Annotated in this window: 13 protein-coding genes; 10 read left to right on the plus strand and 3 right to left on the minus strand. The window is 41.1% G+C overall.

Annotation, left to right across the window (positions count from 1 at the left end):
• Window positions 1–20: 20 nt before the first annotated feature.
• Window positions 21–335 (minus strand): rhodanese-like domain-containing protein, encoded by a 315-nt coding sequence (locus CHX27_RS12580; protein WP_094486897.1) that lies wholly within the window; start codon window positions 333–335, stop codon window positions 21–23.
• 83 nt (window positions 336–418) lie between these two features.
• On the opposite strand from CHX27_RS12580, the gene CHX27_RS12585 reads away from it, so the two are divergent.
• From CHX27_RS12585 to CHX27_RS12595, 3 genes are all read left to right on the plus strand, one after another.
• Window positions 419–880 (plus strand): MarR family winged helix-turn-helix transcriptional regulator, encoded by a 462-nt coding sequence (locus tag CHX27_RS12585; RefSeq protein WP_094486896.1) that lies wholly within the window; start codon window positions 419–421, stop codon window positions 878–880.
• An 8-nt stretch (window positions 881–888) separates the two neighbouring features.
• A complete protein-coding gene (locus CHX27_RS12590) occupies window positions 889–1,455 on the plus strand; it encodes a YceI family protein (protein WP_094486895.1) in 567 nt (188 codons plus the stop codon).
• Window positions 1,456–1,834: 379 nt separating this feature from the next.
• Window positions 1,835–2,473 carry a peroxiredoxin gene (locus tag CHX27_RS12595; RefSeq protein ID WP_094486894.1) on the plus strand — a complete coding sequence of 213 codons (639 nt, stop codon included), beginning with the start codon at window positions 1,835–1,837 and terminating at the stop codon, window positions 2,471–2,473.
• Between the two features lie 468 nt (window positions 2,474–2,941).
• Here the strand turns inward: CHX27_RS12595 and CHX27_RS12600 are convergent, their stop codons facing one another.
• On the minus strand, window positions 2,942–4,405 hold the full coding sequence (locus tag CHX27_RS12600) for an aminoacyl-histidine dipeptidase (protein ID WP_094487117.1): 1,464 nt from the start codon (window positions 4,403–4,405) through the stop codon (window positions 2,942–2,944).
• 37 nt (window positions 4,406–4,442) lie between these two features.
• Between CHX27_RS12600 and CHX27_RS12605 the strand changes: the two genes are divergently transcribed.
• The 3 genes from CHX27_RS12605 to CHX27_RS12615 are packed head-to-tail and all read left to right on the plus strand — an operon-like array spanning window position 4,443 to window position 6,731.
• Window positions 4,443–5,534, plus strand: a complete 1,092-nt coding sequence (locus tag CHX27_RS12605; protein WP_165764514.1) for a DUF3810 domain-containing protein — start codon at window positions 4,443–4,445, stop codon at window positions 5,532–5,534.
• Between the two features lie 44 nt (window positions 5,535–5,578).
• Window positions 5,579–6,073 carry an RNA polymerase sigma factor gene (locus CHX27_RS12610; RefSeq protein WP_094487118.1) on the plus strand — a complete coding sequence of 165 codons (495 nt, stop codon included), beginning with the start codon at window positions 5,579–5,581 and terminating at the stop codon, window positions 6,071–6,073.
• A 7-nt stretch (window positions 6,074–6,080) separates the two neighbouring features.
• Window positions 6,081–6,731 carry a hypothetical protein gene (locus tag CHX27_RS12615; protein ID WP_094487119.1) on the plus strand — a complete coding sequence of 217 codons (651 nt, stop codon included), beginning with the start codon at window positions 6,081–6,083 and terminating at the stop codon, window positions 6,729–6,731.
• A gap of 60 nt (window positions 6,732–6,791) precedes the next feature.
• Here CHX27_RS12615 and glmM read toward each other — a convergent pair whose 3' ends face one another.
• On the minus strand, window positions 6,792–8,180 hold the full coding sequence (gene glmM, locus CHX27_RS12620; protein ID WP_094487120.1) for a phosphoglucosamine mutase: 1,389 nt from the start codon (window positions 8,178–8,180) through the stop codon (window positions 6,792–6,794).
• Window positions 8,181–8,272: 92 nt separating this feature from the next.
• Between glmM and CHX27_RS12625 the strand changes: the two genes are divergently transcribed.
• From CHX27_RS12625 to uvrA, 4 genes are all read left to right on the plus strand, one after another.
• Window positions 8,273–8,857, plus strand: a complete 585-nt coding sequence (locus CHX27_RS12625) for an acyl carrier protein phosphodiesterase (RefSeq protein WP_094487121.1) — start codon at window positions 8,273–8,275, stop codon at window positions 8,855–8,857.
• Window positions 8,854–10,518, plus strand: a complete 1,665-nt coding sequence (gene ggt, locus CHX27_RS12630; protein ID WP_094487122.1) for a gamma-glutamyltransferase — start codon at window positions 8,854–8,856, stop codon at window positions 10,516–10,518. Before CHX27_RS12625 ends, ggt begins: the two co-directional genes overlap by 4 nt.
• Window positions 10,519–10,521: 3 nt before the next feature.
• Window positions 10,522–12,306 (plus strand): chloride channel protein, encoded by a 1,785-nt coding sequence (locus tag CHX27_RS12635; RefSeq protein WP_094487123.1) that lies wholly within the window; start codon window positions 10,522–10,524, stop codon window positions 12,304–12,306.
• A 197-nt stretch (window positions 12,307–12,503) separates the two neighbouring features.
• A complete protein-coding gene (gene uvrA / locus CHX27_RS12640; protein WP_094487124.1) occupies window positions 12,504–15,335 on the plus strand; it encodes an excinuclease ABC subunit UvrA in 2,832 nt (943 codons plus the stop codon).
• Window positions 15,336–15,394: the final 59 nt, after the last annotated feature.

The following is a 15,394-nucleotide window of genomic DNA, read 5'->3' on the forward strand; positions in this document are numbered from 1 at the left end:
GACTATTAAAAAGAAAAAAACTAAATTTCTTTTGGTCCTGTCCACGATGAAAAACCACCAAGCAGGTTGTACGTTTCAGTAAATCCGAGCGCCTGCATAATATCACAAGCTTGTGCACTTCTGCCGCCAGACTTGCAATATACAAAGTACGGACGCGTTTTATCTAACGATTCCAACGCAGAAATAAACTCCTGACCTCCGTAAATATCATAATGTATCATTTCCGGAATATAACCCTCGGCTACTTCTTCGGCTGTACGAACGTCGATAATTTGTGGATTTGTAGATTCTGAGAGCTTTGCTTTCCAGTCTGATTGATTGAGATGAGCTACCATAAAATTAATTTAACGAAAATTTAGCGTACCAAAAGTAAACAATCTAATTTAGGTTTATACATTTGTATCTACAAATATTGTATATGCAAGAGTTAACACAACAAGCTAGTAAAATTCAAAATCAGGACAAGCGTCTGATTGTGAATACGATGCGTCTTGCAAATGCGTTTTACGAATCTTTGGCCATTAAGTTTAAATCGTTCGATTTATCTGCAGAACAATTTAATGTGTTGCGAATCCTACGCGGGCAACAAGGAAAACCTGCTAACATGTGCCTGATTCAGGAACGAATGATTTCCAAAACAAGTAATACGACGCGCTTGGTCGATAAACTGCTGGCAAAAGGACTTGTTACACGGACTGTATGCGAGGAAAATCGACGTAAAATAGAAGTATGTATCACCGCTAAAGGACTCGAACTTCTCGAGCAAATAGATCCGATACTCGCGCAAAAAGAAGCCGAATTGCTCTCAAAGCTCAGTTCAAGCGACAAAGAGCATTTTGCAAACCAAATTGAACATATTTTAAACCATTTTAATACTTAATTTTAACAATGAAAACAATCAAATTATTGGCTTTAAGCCTATTCGCATTCGCTACAGCAACAACAGTTGCTCAATCTAAAAAAGTCGATGTAAAAGCAAGTACCGTTTCTTGGGTAGGTAAAAAAGTTACGGGTTCACACTCAGGCGATGTTAGCTTGAAAGAAGGAACACTTATCTTCAAAGGTTCGAAAGTAGTTGGCGGTAACTTTACGGTTGACATGACGTCGATCACAGTAACCGACTTAAAGCCTGGTCAAGGTAAAGAAAACTTGGAAGGTCACTTGAAAAACGAAGATTTCTTCGGTGTAGAGAAATTCCCAACGGCTAAATTGGTTTTCAAATCAATCGGCGAGAAATCGGCTGGCGTTTATTCTGTAACTGCTGACTTAACGATCAAAGGAATCACAAATTCAGTGAACTTCGAATTGAAAGTTGCTAACGGTACAGCTACAGCAAACTTTAACGTAGACCGTACTAAATACGATATCAAATACGGTTCAGGAAGCTTCTTCAGCAACTTGGGCGATAAAACAATCAACGACGAGTTTGAATTAAGCGCGAAGTTGAAATACTAATTCTTGATGTTTGTCCAAAAGAGCCGGTTTTCGAAAGGAAATCGGCTTTTTTTATGTTGTTCCTTATCACAATTCACATAGAAATTTTGTGTTTTAAAACAATTCAACATTTTTGTGTTATAATAATCTGTACAACGTTAAGATTATTGTAAACTTTACTCAACTTCCTACCTAATAAATTAATTTCACATCAGCATATGACCAGCTTAAATCGACATATTACAACTCGTACTGCATTTGCACAAACATTTGTTTGCTGCTGTTGCTGCTATCATCATAGTTTGTAGATATCGGTGCTGTTATAACAGTTACAAAAAGTCCGCCGATATTCATTAGCGGACTTTTTTATTTCAAATTGTTTAACCTAAATTACACACAAATGGCAACATTACGATTGGGCGATACCGCCCCAAACTTCACTGCCGAAACCACTTTCGGAACCATCGATTTCTACGAGTACCTAGGAAATTCTTGGGCAGTACTATTTTCGCATCCTGCCGATTTTACGCCGGTTTGTACAACCGAATTAGGGGCAACAGCCAAACTGCATGATGAATTTCAAAAAAGAAACGTCAAAGTATTAGCGCTAAGTGTCGATACACTCGAACATCACCATCAGTGGATACCCGACATCAACGAAACTCAAAACACGACTGTAAATTTTCCGATTATCGCCGATCCTGATCGCGGTATCTCAACTCTTTACGACTTTATTCATCCCAACGCAAGCACCACGGCGACAGTGCGATCAGTATTGATCATTGCACCAGATAAAACAATAAAATTAATTATAACCTATCCTGCTTCAACCGGCCGAAACTTTAACGAAATCATACGCGTTATCGACAGTCTACAATTAACAGCGAAGTATCAAGTAGCCACACCTGTCAATTGGTCGCACGGCGAGGATGTTATCATAACGCCGCAGGTGAATGATGATGAGATACCTGAAAAATTCCCAAAAGGACACAAGCGTATAAAATCCTACTTGAGAACTACGCCTCAGCCAAATATTTAGAAATTTTTTATTTTTTGGGCGGCATCTCGCGCCTTTCATTGCAATACAGCCTAACTGCGGTAATTCAGGCACGCTTTTGTAACAGCTTCCGCTGGTCGCTGCTCCAAAACCGCCTTCACATACCGCGGTTACGGCCGTATTTTCATTGCAGTCACGGCCGCGAAAATCGTTACCAGTTAACGAATCATCATAAGCTTTCGAGCAATCAAATACGCACTGTTTTCGGACAACTTAAAAAATATGCGGAAAACCCGTAACCGTATGTCGATTTTTTTTCAANATCCACTCCATACCAAAAACTAAAGCGCGGGTTTAAGACACTATCTAAATTATATAGGCAAATCTCCCAATTTTTAAATCTCCAAATCTCTCAAAAATTTACGGTTTTCCCGTAACCAACTTTCGTTTTTTCTTTGTAGGGATAAACCCGTTTTCCCCTTCCCGTTTAGNTACTTTAAAAAAAACACCTTACTTCCTCTCCGGAATGTTCTCCAAAACCGTGCAAAATAATTTCCAGAATTTCTGTACCGAAGTAATCGAGGCACGCTCGTCGGGCGAATGCGCTCCTAAAATCGTCGGACCAAACGAAACCATGTCCATCTTTGGATAATTCTTGCCTAAAATTCCGCACTCTAAACCGGCATGACACGCCACAACGCGCGGTTTCGAACCAAATAAATCGGTGTACGTTTTAGCGAGCAATTGCACAATATCCGACTCAGGTTTGGGCTTCCAACCCGGATAACTGCCCGAGAACAAAACCTCGCAACCCGCCAACTCAAAAGCCGATTTCAAGGCATTAGCTAAATCGTATTTCGAAGTTTCAACCGACGAGCGCGTTAAACACTGAATGCTCAATTGTCCGTTTTCAATGGTTACTTTGGCGATATTATTCGAGGTTTCCACCAAATCGGGCATATCGGCACTCATGCGATACACGCCGTTGTGCGCAGCATAAATAGCGCGCAATACTGCTTCTTGCGCTGCTACATCCATAACCGTTTCGGGTAGCTCGGCCGGAACCAATTCAATTTCCAACTGCGGTTCGGTGGTTGCAAATTCGGTTTTTATATCGTCTATAATTTCCTGAATGTCTAATTGAAAAGCACCGTCGTACAACTGTGCAATCACAAAATGCGCTACGCTCTCGCGTGGAATAGCATTGCGTAAACTTCCGCCCACAATACTCGCAATTTGCAAACCAAAATTATCGAAACCGCCAAACAGCAATCGGTTTATGATTTTGTTGGCGTTACCCAAACCTTTGTGGATGTCCATACCGGAGTGTCCGCCTTGTAAACCACGCACGATAAGTTTAAACGCAAGCGAATGCTCGGGCGTAGGCTCCGAATTGTAAACAGCTTGTGCGGTAACGTCTAATCCGCCGGCGCAGCCAATGTCGATTTCATCGTCTTCTTCGGTATCTAAATTTAGGAGAATATCGCCTGTGAGCACACCGCCTTGCAGATTCATGGCGCCTGTCATTCCCGTTTCTTCATCAATAGTAAACAGTGCTTCGATAGTCGGATGCGGCAAATCGGTACTTTCTAAAACAGCCATGATGGTGGCAACACCTAGTCCGTTATCGGCGCCCAATGTGGTTCCGCGCGCTCGAACCCAATCGCCATCCACATACATGTCGATTCCTTGTGTTTGAAAATCGAAAACTGTTTCGGCATTTTTCTGGTGCACCATATCCAGATGGCTTTGCAGCACAACAGTTTGCCGATTTTCCATACCTGATGTCGCCGGTTTTTTTATAATGACGTTACCAACCTCGTCGGTGTAGGTTTCCAAGTTCAACTTTTTGCCAAATTCTTGCATAAAAGCAATCACTCGGGCTTCTTGTTTCGACGGTCGTGGCACAGCGTTTAAATCTGCGAAGTTTTTCCAAATCGGGTTTGGAACTAAATTTCTAACTTGCTCGTTCATAAAATGGCGGTTTGAGCCACGAAAATACAACAAGCAAGTGAAGCAGGTCGAGAAATTAAAGCAGTTTTTAGAATTGTACAGCCCACGCTACGGCAATTTAGTGCGTAGCCTTTCGTATTTGCTTGTTGTTGTGCTAGTTGTGAAAATCCTTGGCAACTCGAATTCTTTTATTGCGTTCTATCAATCGAGCTTTTATCCCAAAATCGCTACGACTTTCCGAACGTTTACGGGCTATTTTTCGTTTTCGATTGGCGATATTGCCTACACCCTTTTAGGATTGTACTTGTTAATCTCAACGATTCGGAACCGGAAAAAGTTCATTCAAATTGTATTTCCGTTGTTGCTGCGTTGGTGCGCCACTTTGTATTTGCTGTTTCACGTACTGTGGGCGTTCAACTACTACGGACCTTCGCTCGCTGAAAAACAAAACTGGAATTTGGAATACAGCGATACCGAATTGCATGCGTTAACGCGAAAACTGATTCGCGAAAGCAATCGGCTGCAATTTGAAATTACTAAGAATAAATCAACAGCCGTTCGGCAAACCGTTTCAGATGCAGCGGTTGAAAATACTGTTTTGAAATACTGGTTTTTACCCGATTACGCATTGAACTATGAAACGCCAAGTGTCAAAAAGTCGTCGTACAGTTTGGCCTTAAGTTACATGGGATTTACGGGCTATTTGAATCCGTTTTCAGGCGAAGCGCAGTACAATTACGAGTCGCCTAACTTTAACCGAAGTTTTACGATTGCGCACGAAATAGCGCATCAGCTGGGTGTTGGTAGCGAAAGTGAATGTAATTTTTACGCTTTTCAAGTTACGGCAGCGGCAACCGATTTACACTTGCAGTATGCGGCTCATGCCACAGCCTTGCGCTATTGTTTGAATATGTGGAAGTTTAAGAATCCGGTTGTTTTAAATTTCTATCAGAAATCGATTAATCAGGGAGTCCTTCGAAATTTTGAAGAAGCCGATGCGTTTTGGAAGGGAAAGTCCACTTTCGTGGAAAAAATATTCGAAACTTTTTACGATAATTTCCTTAAATTCAACAGTCAAAAAGACGGAATTTCCAGCTACGGAAAGTTTATTAATTTATTGATTGCCTCAAATCGAAATGACAAAATCTAAAGCGGAATTGTAACAAAAATGCGTGAAAACCTACTAATCGAATGATGGAGCAATCTTTAGAAAAAGACTTTGTAGAGAAGCTGAAAATGAATCAGAATTTGATTCACAAAATTTGTCGGCTTTATACGCAAGACGAAGATCAGCACAAAGATCTTTTCCAAGAGATTACGATTCAATTGTGGAAAGCTTACCCAAAATTTCGAGGCGAAAGTAAATTTTCGACTTGGGCGTATCGGGTAGCTTTAAACACCGCGATTACCTTGTACCGAAAAGACAAGCGCAGCATTCAAACTTCGGATGTTGAAACGGCCAATTTGTTTATCAAAGAAGAGCAGTACAACTATGAAGAAGAAGAGCAAATTAAGCTGATGTATCGCGCGGTGCAACAGTTGAACGACATTGAGAAAGCTCTAGTTTTCATGTATTTAGAAGACAAAGATTATCATGAAATCGCCGAAACGCTGGGGATTTCAGAAGTAAACGCACGTGTAAAGATGAATCGAATTAAGGGGAAATTGAAAAAAATATTAAATCCGTAGCAAGCAGATGGAAGGATTGGATTTATTAAAGAAAGACTGGCAAAAGTCGACCAACTCGTTCACGCAAATCGGTGAAAATGAGTTGAGCAACATGCTGAAATTGCGATCGTCGTCGATTGTGAAATGGATTTTTTTCGTTTCCATTTGCGAACTATTGCTGGGTATTGTTTTGGGAATCACGCTTTCGCTGAGTAAAGCGCACGACGAAAGTAGCGAGTTACTACAGAAATGGGGAATTTACGAGTTTTACATGGCTTGCAGTATTGTGTTTTACCTTGTCGTTGTTTGGTTTATTTATCGTTTTTATCAGAATTACCGCAAGATATCTGTTGTAAGCAGTACCAAAGAACTCATTACCAACATCATTAACACCCGACGTGTCGTAAAACGTTATATTGCTTTTAACCTAATTTCTTTCGCTGTACTTTTTATCGTTGTTTGTAGCTTCGGATTTTACCACGGTTACACCACAGAAAGTGTGATGCACAACGGTAACGGACAAATGCCTCTGACGGTAATGATCACAGCAATAATCATTTTGATTCTGATCACCGCGGTGTTAACGCTTATATTCTGGCTGATTTACAAATTGATTTACGGAATATTGCTTCGTCGTTTAAACCGCAGTTACGAAGAACTTAAGAAAATGGAATTATAAATTAGAACACAAAAAAGCCTCCGATTTGGAGGCTTTTTCGTTCGCAATAACAATCGTTCTTTAAATTCTAGCGAAAGCTTTTAATTCCGATACAAATCGAATTGCAAGTTCATCTGCTGCGGCTTGAGAACCTGCTTCGGTGTAAATTCGAATAATCGGTTCGGTGTTGCTTTTGCGCAAATGCACCCACGAGTTTTCGAAATCAATCTTGACACCATCCACAGTAGAAACTTCTTCCGATTGGTACTTACCTTCTACTTGTTTTAAAACCGCATCCACGTTAATGCTAGGCGTGAGTTCGATTTTATTTTTACTCATAAAATACGCCGGATAACTATCTCTGAGTTCCGAAACTTTCATTTTCTTTTCGGCTAAATGTGTTAAGAACAGAGCAATTCCAACAATGCTGTCGCGTCCGTAATGCAAGTCCGGATAAATAATTCCGCCGTTGCCTTCTCCGCCAATCACCGCATTTTGTTTTTTCATCAGTTCCACAACATTCACTTCGCCAACCGCACTGGCAAAATAGGTTCCGCCGTGTTTTAGCGTAACATCGCGCAAAGCACGAGACGACGATAAGTTAGAAACGGTATTTCCAGGATTCTTCGACAAGATGTAATCGGCTATGGCAACGAGCGTATATTCTTCGCCAAACATCTCGCCGTTTTCGGATACAAAAGCAAGTCGGTCTACGTCGGGATCTACAACAATTCCGAAATCGGCCTTTTCTTCCACAACCAATTTCATGATTTCCGACAAATGTTCTTTCAAAGGTTCCGGATTGTGCGGAAAATGACCATCGGGTGTGCAATACAACTTCACACATTCAACACCCATTTCCTCCAATAATTTCGGAACAATGATACCGCCGCTGGAATTCACGGCATCAACAACGACTTTAAATTTTGCTTCTTTAACTAAATCGACATTCACAAGCGGTAAATTCAATACTTCATCAATATGAATATCCATGTACGAATCGTTCACTGTAAGCGTTCCGAGCGAATCCACATCAGCAAACTGATAATCGCCCGCATCGGCAATTTTCAAAATTTCTGCACCGTCGGCGCCACTCAAAAATTCACCTTTATCATTCAATAACTTTAGCGCATTCCATTGTTTTGGATTGTGCGAAGCGGTAAGAATAATTCCACCGTCGGCTTTCTCTAAGGGAACGGCAACTTCGACGGTTGGTGTAGTCGATAATCCGAGATCAATCACGTCGATTCCCAAACCGATTAAAGTATTGGCTACTAAGGCGTGAATCATGGGGCCGGAAATACGCGCATCGCGACCAATAACCACTTTGATGTCTTCTTTACCCAATGTTTTCTTTAGAAATGTTCCGTAAGCGGCAGCGAATTTTACAGCATCGATCGGCGTTAGGTTGTCGTCGATCGCACCACCAATAGTACCGCGGATTCCGGAAATAGATTTAATTAATGTCATCGATTTTAACTTTTTTACAAATATAAGTTTTCGCTGTGCCTAGAAAAGAAAAAAGTAACTATCCGAATTAAAAAAAGGCTATATTTAGGCGTATGAATTTTCTTGCACATTTGTATTTATCGGGCAGCGATACCGAAGTTCAGCTAGGAAATTTCCTTGCAGAAGGCATTCGCACCAAGGCGTACTTAGATTTTCCCGAAGGCGTACAACGCGGTATTTTACTGCATCGAGAAATCGATACGTTTACCGATGCACATCCGATTTTTAGGCAAAGCACCAAACGCTTACACAAGTCGTACCATCATTATGCACCGGTGATTGTAGATTTGTATTACGATCATTTCCTAGCAAAAAACTGGAGCGTGTATTCCCAAAAGCCGCTCAACGAAGTCGTGCAAAACTTTTACAATTTGCTCAATAAAAATGCCGAATTATTCACGGTTAAAGCCAAATCTATTGTGCCGTATATGATCAAATACAATTGGCTGCTTTCGTATGAATCGATTAACGGATTATCGAATATTTTCCGACAAATGGACGCCAGAACGAAGTTTCTATCAGGCATGAGTTCGGCTACCGAAGAACTTACAGCCGATTACTTTCTGTTTGAAGAAGAATTCACGAAGTTTTTTCCTGAAATTCAATTGTTCTGCGAAAAAAAGTTGAACGAATTATGAAGTCTTGGCAAATTGTACTGGTACTTTTTCCTTTTCTAGTATTCGCACAGCAACAGCAAATTTATTCGAAAGCTGCGGTGAGCTCGGCACGAATTGAAGCTTCTGAAATCGGCGCAGAAATTTTAAAACAAGGCGGAAATGCCTTTGATGCTATGATTGCCGTAGAATTGGCCTTAGCCGTTTCGTATCCGTACGCGGGCAATATTGGCGGCGGCGGATTTATGGTTTATGCGCAAGCCAACGGTTCAGTGGGTTCGTTAGATTACCGCGAGTTGGCTCCTGAAAAGGCAAGTGAAAACATGTACTTAAATGCGAATGGCAGCGTAGATACAGATAAAAGTACCAAAGGCGCGCTTGCTGTTGGCGTTCCGGGAACTATCGCTGGGATTTTTGAAGTTCACAAGAAATTTGGTTCGTTACCAATTGAAACACTCTTTAAACTGGCAATTCGCTTGGCGCGCAAAGGCGTTCGTATGTCGGCACTGCAATACCAACAGTGGCAAACACATCAAAAAACTATCATTGAAGTTTCTGGAAAAGAACTTCCTTTTAAAATCGAGCATAAAATTGGCGATCGAGTTACCTTTCGCGCACTAGCAAGGACGTTGGAACGAATCTCCAAAAACGGTTCAGCCGAATTCTATTCGGGAAAAACGGCCCGAAAATTAGTCTCGGCACTCAGAAAACGAGGAGGAATAATCACGGCTAACGATTTGAAGAACTATCGTGCTAAATGGCGAAAACCGCTGTGCTTCCCTTTTAAAGAATACACGATTTGCAGCATGCCGCCACCTTCGTCGGGAGGCGTAGCATTGGCACAACTTTTTGGCATGCTCGAGAATTTCAAATTAGACACTTTACGCGTTAACAACTTAACATACATTCAGTTGCTAACCGAATTAGAACGACGCGCTTACGCAGATCGCAGCAAGTTTTTAGGCGATCCGGATTTTGTAAATGTTCCCGTTACAGAATTAACTGCTTCGAATTACTTGAAAGAACGGGCAGCCAGCATTAACTTTGATCGTGCCACTGTGTCGAAGGATATCGAAGCGGGTGCAATTACGATTTCAGAATCCGACGAAACCACGCACTATTCCATAGCCGATTCGTTTGGGAATGTTGTTGCCGTTACCACCACACTAAATGGCGCATTCGGTTCGAAATTGTATTTACCTGAACTTGGTTTTTTCTTGAATAACGAAATGGACGATTTCAGCGCCAAGCCGGGATTTCCAAACAGCTACGGACTTACCGGAAGCAGTGCCAACAAAATTGAACCCGGAAAACGTATGTTGTCGTCGATGACGCCCACGATAGTGCTTAAAAACAATAAACCTATCTTAGCCTTAGGATCGCCCGGAGGTTCAACCATTATTACCACCGTTTTCCAAACTTTACTAAATGTACTTCAGTTCGAAATGCCGATTCAAGCTGCCATTGATAGTCCGCGATTCCACCACCAATGGCTGCCCGACGAGGTTTTATTTGAAAGAAATTTTCCAAAAGAACATTTTCAAGCTCTTGAAAACAAAGGTTATAAAATAAAAGTTGGCGAAAGCCCCGTTATTGGGAAAGTTGATGCTATTTTTATAGATTCGCTTGGAAACAAACACGCCGGAGCAGATAAGCGCGGCGAAGATGCCACAGCAGGATTTTAACTCATGATTAGAACGATAAAAAAACGGTTTGAATTTGCGATACATCTGGCCAAAGCCAATTTAACTGCCAAGCAATTTATATTCTTGGCTGCGGTTTTGGTAGGTATTTCGGTTACTGCGGCTGTAATCGTGCTTAAAACATTTGCGCACAAAGTTTTCGAAATTGCCACCTATTTGAGTTCTAAGCTGCATCTCGGGTTTGTGAACGGTTTACTTCCGATCATCGGTATTTTACTAACGGTTTTAGTTGTAAAAAAATTACTCGGTGGCAGCATCGAAAAAGGTACGAGTCAGATTTTGTATGCCGTTGCCAAAAAAGCAGGAATTGTTCCGCGAAAGCAAATGTATGCGCAAATCATGACCAGCTCGCTGACGGTAGGATTAGGAGGTTCGGCTGGTTTGGAGAGTCCGATTGTAATTACCGGTGCCGCTTTTGGTTCGAATTTCGCCCAACAATACCGACTTGGCTACAAAGAACGTACCTTATTGATTGGCTGTGGCGTGGCGGCAGGAATTGCTGCTGCATTTAAAGCTCCGATTGCCGGCGTACTTTTCGCTATTGAAGTTTTATTAGTCGATGTAAGTATTGCTGCTTTTACACCGATTATGATTTCAGCTGCCACGGGAGCGATTTTGTCGGCCATTATATTAGACGACACTATTTTATTGACGTTCAATTCCGAAAATTCGTTTAACTACAAGAACGTTCCGTATTACGTTGGCTTGGGCTTACTTACGGGCTTTGTCTCGGTTTTTTACATGCGGAATTTTCAAAGAGTCGAACGTGTCTTTGGGTTAATTCGGTGGAAACCCTATAAAAAAGCACTGATTGGTTCGAGTTTATTAGCTGTTTTGATCTTTGTATTTCCACCTTTATTTGGTGAAGGTTACGAAGGTATTCGACTTCTTTCTGCCGATAAGGCTGCGCTGTTGCTCGAAGGAACGCTCTTTGAATCTTGGGAAAACAACAAATTCGCTATTTTGATTTTCGTTGGATTAATCTTGTTTACCAAAGTTTTCGCGACAGGTTTAACCATTGGTAGCGGCGGAAACGGAGGAAACTTTGCTCCTTCCCTATTCATGGGATCGTACACCGGATTTTTATTTGCGAAACTGATCAATGTTCTTGGAATTCAATCGCTACCAATCGGAAATTTCACGATTGTGGGCATGGCGGGAATATTAAGTGGTGTTTTTCATGCACCGCTAACAGCTATTTTCCTTATTGCAGAAATTACTGGAGGTTACGATCTGATTGTTCCTTTAATGATGGTTTCTTCAATAAGTTTAGCGGTAGCAAAACGATTTGAAAAACATTCGCTTGACGTTAAAAATCTCGCTAAAAAAGGACAAGTGTTCACCGGAAATAAGGATTCAAACATACTTACGACTATTGATTTAAATTCACTGATCATTCCCGATGAAATGGTTTTGAAACCAGATGAGAATTTGCAGCGATTGGTAGAATACGTATCGCACTCAAGCCAATCGATTTTTGCAGTTACGAATCACGAAAAAGAACTTATTGGATTGATTTACTTCGACGATATTCGCGAAATCATCTTCAGTAATTTCAAAGTCAAATACACGAAAGTTCAGGAAATTATGAAACCGGTTTTGTATTCGGTTCAAAACGACGAGTCGATGGCCGCCGTAATGAATAAATTCGACTTAACTGGTTTGGCATATTTACCCGTACTTTACAAGAAACAGTACAAAGGTTTTATTTCTAAATCGATTGCTTTAGAAGCGTATCGCGACCGACTAAAAGCTTTAACAATTGACTAATTCACGACTATTGAACATCAATAAAAGTAAATTGTTTTATAGCGCTTTCGCGGAATTTTTACTATCAATAAACGTTCAACAAAGCGCGATAATTCGCGTTTCTTTTAGCCGAAAAAAGAGTGAATATTTTAATTGAAGCTTTGTTTTTGAGATAGTTTTTAGCAAAGATTAGCCGTATTTTTGCCTTTTTTAAAAAAATGCCTGAAGTAGAAAATCATATAGAGGTTATTGGTGCTCGAGTTCATAATCTCAAAAACATAGACGTTAAAATTCCGCGCGACAAGCTCGTAGTCATCACCGGACTAAGTGGCTCGGGGAAATCGTCGTTAGCTTTTGATACCATATACGCCGAAGGTCAGCGACGGTATATCGAAACGTTTTCGGCGTATGCGCGTCAGTTTTTGGGTGGTTTGGAACGTCCAGATGTAGATAAAATCGACGGACTTTCGCCAGTAATTGCCATTGAGCAGAAAACAACGAGTAAGAGTCCGCGTTCAACCGTTGGTACAATTACAGAAATCTACGACTTTCTTCGCTTGCTTTACGCCCGTGCCGCCGACGCTTACAGTTACAATACGGGCGAAAAAATGGTAAGCTACACCGACGACCAAATCAAAGATTTGATTTTGAGAGATTTCACCGGCAAGAAAATCAATGTTTTGGCTCCCGTGATCCGAGCGAGAAAAGGACATTATGCTGAACTCTTCGTACAAATTGCCAAACAAGGATTTCTGAAAGTACGCGTGAACGGCGAGTTACGCGATATCGTACACGGCATGAAACTCGATCGGTACAAAACACACGACATCGAAATTGTTGTTGATCGTTTGTTGGTAGATAGCTCTCCAGATCTAGAGAAACGATTGAGTCAAAGTATTGATACTGCGATGCGCCACGGCGAAAACGTCTTAATGATTTTAGACCAAGACAGCCATGAAATTCGCTATTTCAGTAGGAATTTAATGTGTCCGACCACAGGAATATCGTACGAAAATCCGGAGCCAAATCTCTTTTCGTTTAATTCCCCGAAAGGAGCTTGCAAAACCTGCAATGGCTTGGGAACGATTAACGAAATAAACTTCAAAAAAATTGTTCTAGACACTAAAATGTCGATTAAAGACGGTGGATTCCTGCCGCTCGGTCCGTACAAACAAAGCTGGATTTTCAAACAATTAGAAACCATCGGCGAAAAATTTGGTTTTAAACTAACCGATCCGATTGAGAAAATTTCTGCGGAAGCGATTGATATAATTCTAAATGGTGGAAAAGATCGATTTTTAGTAGAGTCGACCACTTTAGGCGTTACTAAAGAATACCGAATTGAATTTGAAGGTATCGCGCAATTTATTAAAAATCAATACGATGAAAGCGGTTCCGCGTCGATAAAACGCTGGGCGAAAGATTTCATGGACGAAATTCCTTGTCCGGATTGCGGCGGAGCTCGTTTGAAAAAAGAAGCTTTGTATTTCCGAATTGATGAGAAAAACATCGCTGAAATGTCGGCTTTAGATATTTCCGATCTCGCAGCAGTTTTTCGCGATATTTCTAAAAAACTAAACGAGAAACAACTCATTATCGGTTCCGAAATCATCAAAGAAATTAACGACCGTTTGGCATTTCTACTAAATGTTGGTTTAGATTATTTGTCTTTGAATCGGAGTTCGAAAACACTGTCGGGTGGCGAAGCGCAACGCATTCGATTGGCAACTCAAATTGGTTCGCAATTAGTTGGTGTTTTGTATATCCTCGACGAACCAAGTATCGGTTTACACCAACGCGATAACGAAAAACTCATTACTTCTTTAGAACAATTACGCGATATCGGAAATTCCGTTTTGGTCGTCGAACACGACAAGGACATGATTTTACGCGCGGATTATGTCGTAGATATCGGTCCGAAAGCGGGTCGACACGGAGGTGAAATCATTAGTATCGGAACGGCGAGAGAATTATTAACGCACGATACGCTAACTGCTGCTTACCTCAACGGAAAAAAATCGATTCAAATCCCAAAGAAAAGACGCGAGGGCAACGGTAAATCTTTGAAGTTAACTGGTGCAACGGGTAATAATCTCAAAAATGTAAGTATCGAAATCCCACTAGGGAAACTGGTTTGTGTTACAGGTGTTTCGGGTAGCGGAAAATCGACTCTGATTAACGAAACCTTGTATCCGATTCTGAATGCACATTTTTTCAACGGAGTTAAGAAACCACAACCGTACAAAAAAATCGAAGGTTTAGAACATCTGGATAAGGTAATCGACATTGATCAAAGTCCGATTGGGCGAACACCACGCAGTAATCCGGCGACATACACCGACGTTTTTTCAGAAATTCGAAACTTGTTTACGATGACGCCCGAAAGTATGATTCGTGGGTACAAAGCGGGCCGATTTAGCTTTAACGTAAAAGGCGGGCGTTGCGAAACCTGCGAAGGCAGCGGTGTTCGAACCATTGAAATGAACTTTTTACCCGATGTGTATGTGGAATGCGAAACCTGTCAGGGCAAGCGTTTTAATCGAGAAACGCTCGAAATTCGGTACAAAGGAAAATCGATTTCCGATGTGTTGAATATGACTGTAGATGAAGCCGTCCCGTTTTTTGAGAATATTCCAAAAATCTATCGCAAGATAAAAACCATTCAAGATGTTGGTTTAGGTTACATCACTTTGGGTCAGCAGAGCACAACATTATCCGGCGGCGAAGCACAGCGCATTAAACTAGCTGGTGAACTTTCAAAAAAAGATACAGGTAATACTTTTTATATTCTCGACGAACCAACCACAGGATTGCATTTTGAAGACATACGCGTATTGATGGATGTAATCAACAAATTGGTAGATAAAGGCAATACGGTTTTGATTATCGAACACAATCTCGACGTAGTTAAACTTGCCGATTACGTAATCGATGTAGGTTACGAAGGTGGAAAAGGCGGTGGAAAAATTGTAGCCACGGGAACTCCTGAAGAACTTATAATAGACAAAAAGAGCTATACTGCGAAGTTTTTGAAGAGCGAGTTGCCTTAAAAATTAAAAATATACACTACTGTCCGATAAAAATTTAAAAGCGGGATTTCTTACTCAAG

It is taken from the genome of Flavobacterium aurantiibacter (assembly GCF_002251775.1).
Lineage (GTDB): Bacteria > Bacteroidota > Bacteroidia > Flavobacteriales > Flavobacteriaceae > Flavobacterium > Flavobacterium aurantiibacter.

Excerpts from the sequence above, each read along its gene's own strand:
- CHX27_RS12595 (WP_094486894.1), top strand. The coding sequence starts at position 1,835 with ATGGCAACATTACGATTGGGCGATACCGCCCCAAACTTCACTGCCGAA.
- CHX27_RS12600 (WP_094487117.1), bottom strand. The coding sequence starts at position 4,405 with ATGAACGAGCAAGTTAGAAATTTAGTTCCAAACCCGATTTGGAAAAAC.
- CHX27_RS12585 (WP_094486896.1), top strand. The coding sequence starts at position 419 with ATGCAAGAGTTAACACAACAAGCTAGTAAAATTCAAAATCAGGACAAG.
- uvrA (WP_094487124.1), top strand. The coding sequence starts at position 12,504 with ATGCCTGAAGTAGAAAATCATATAGAGGTTATTGGTGCTCGAGTTCAT.
- CHX27_RS12635 (WP_094487123.1), top strand. The coding sequence starts at position 10,522 with ATGATTAGAACGATAAAAAAACGGTTTGAATTTGCGATACATCTGGCC.
- ggt (WP_094487122.1), top strand. The coding sequence starts at position 8,854 with ATGAAGTCTTGGCAAATTGTACTGGTACTTTTTCCTTTTCTAGTATTC.
- CHX27_RS12625 (WP_094487121.1), top strand. The coding sequence starts at position 8,273 with ATGAATTTTCTTGCACATTTGTATTTATCGGGCAGCGATACCGAAGTT.
- glmM (WP_094487120.1), bottom strand. The coding sequence starts at position 8,180 with ATGACATTAATTAAATCTATTTCCGGAATCCGCGGTACTATTGGTGGT.
- CHX27_RS12580 (WP_094486897.1), bottom strand. The coding sequence starts at position 335 with ATGGTAGCTCATCTCAATCAATCAGACTGGAAAGCAAAGCTCTCAGAA.
- CHX27_RS12590 (WP_094486895.1), top strand. The coding sequence starts at position 889 with ATGAAAACAATCAAATTATTGGCTTTAAGCCTATTCGCATTCGCTACA.
- CHX27_RS12615 (WP_094487119.1), top strand. The coding sequence starts at position 6,081 with ATGGAAGGATTGGATTTATTAAAGAAAGACTGGCAAAAGTCGACCAAC.
- CHX27_RS12610 (WP_094487118.1), top strand. The coding sequence starts at position 5,579 with ATGGAGCAATCTTTAGAAAAAGACTTTGTAGAGAAGCTGAAAATGAAT.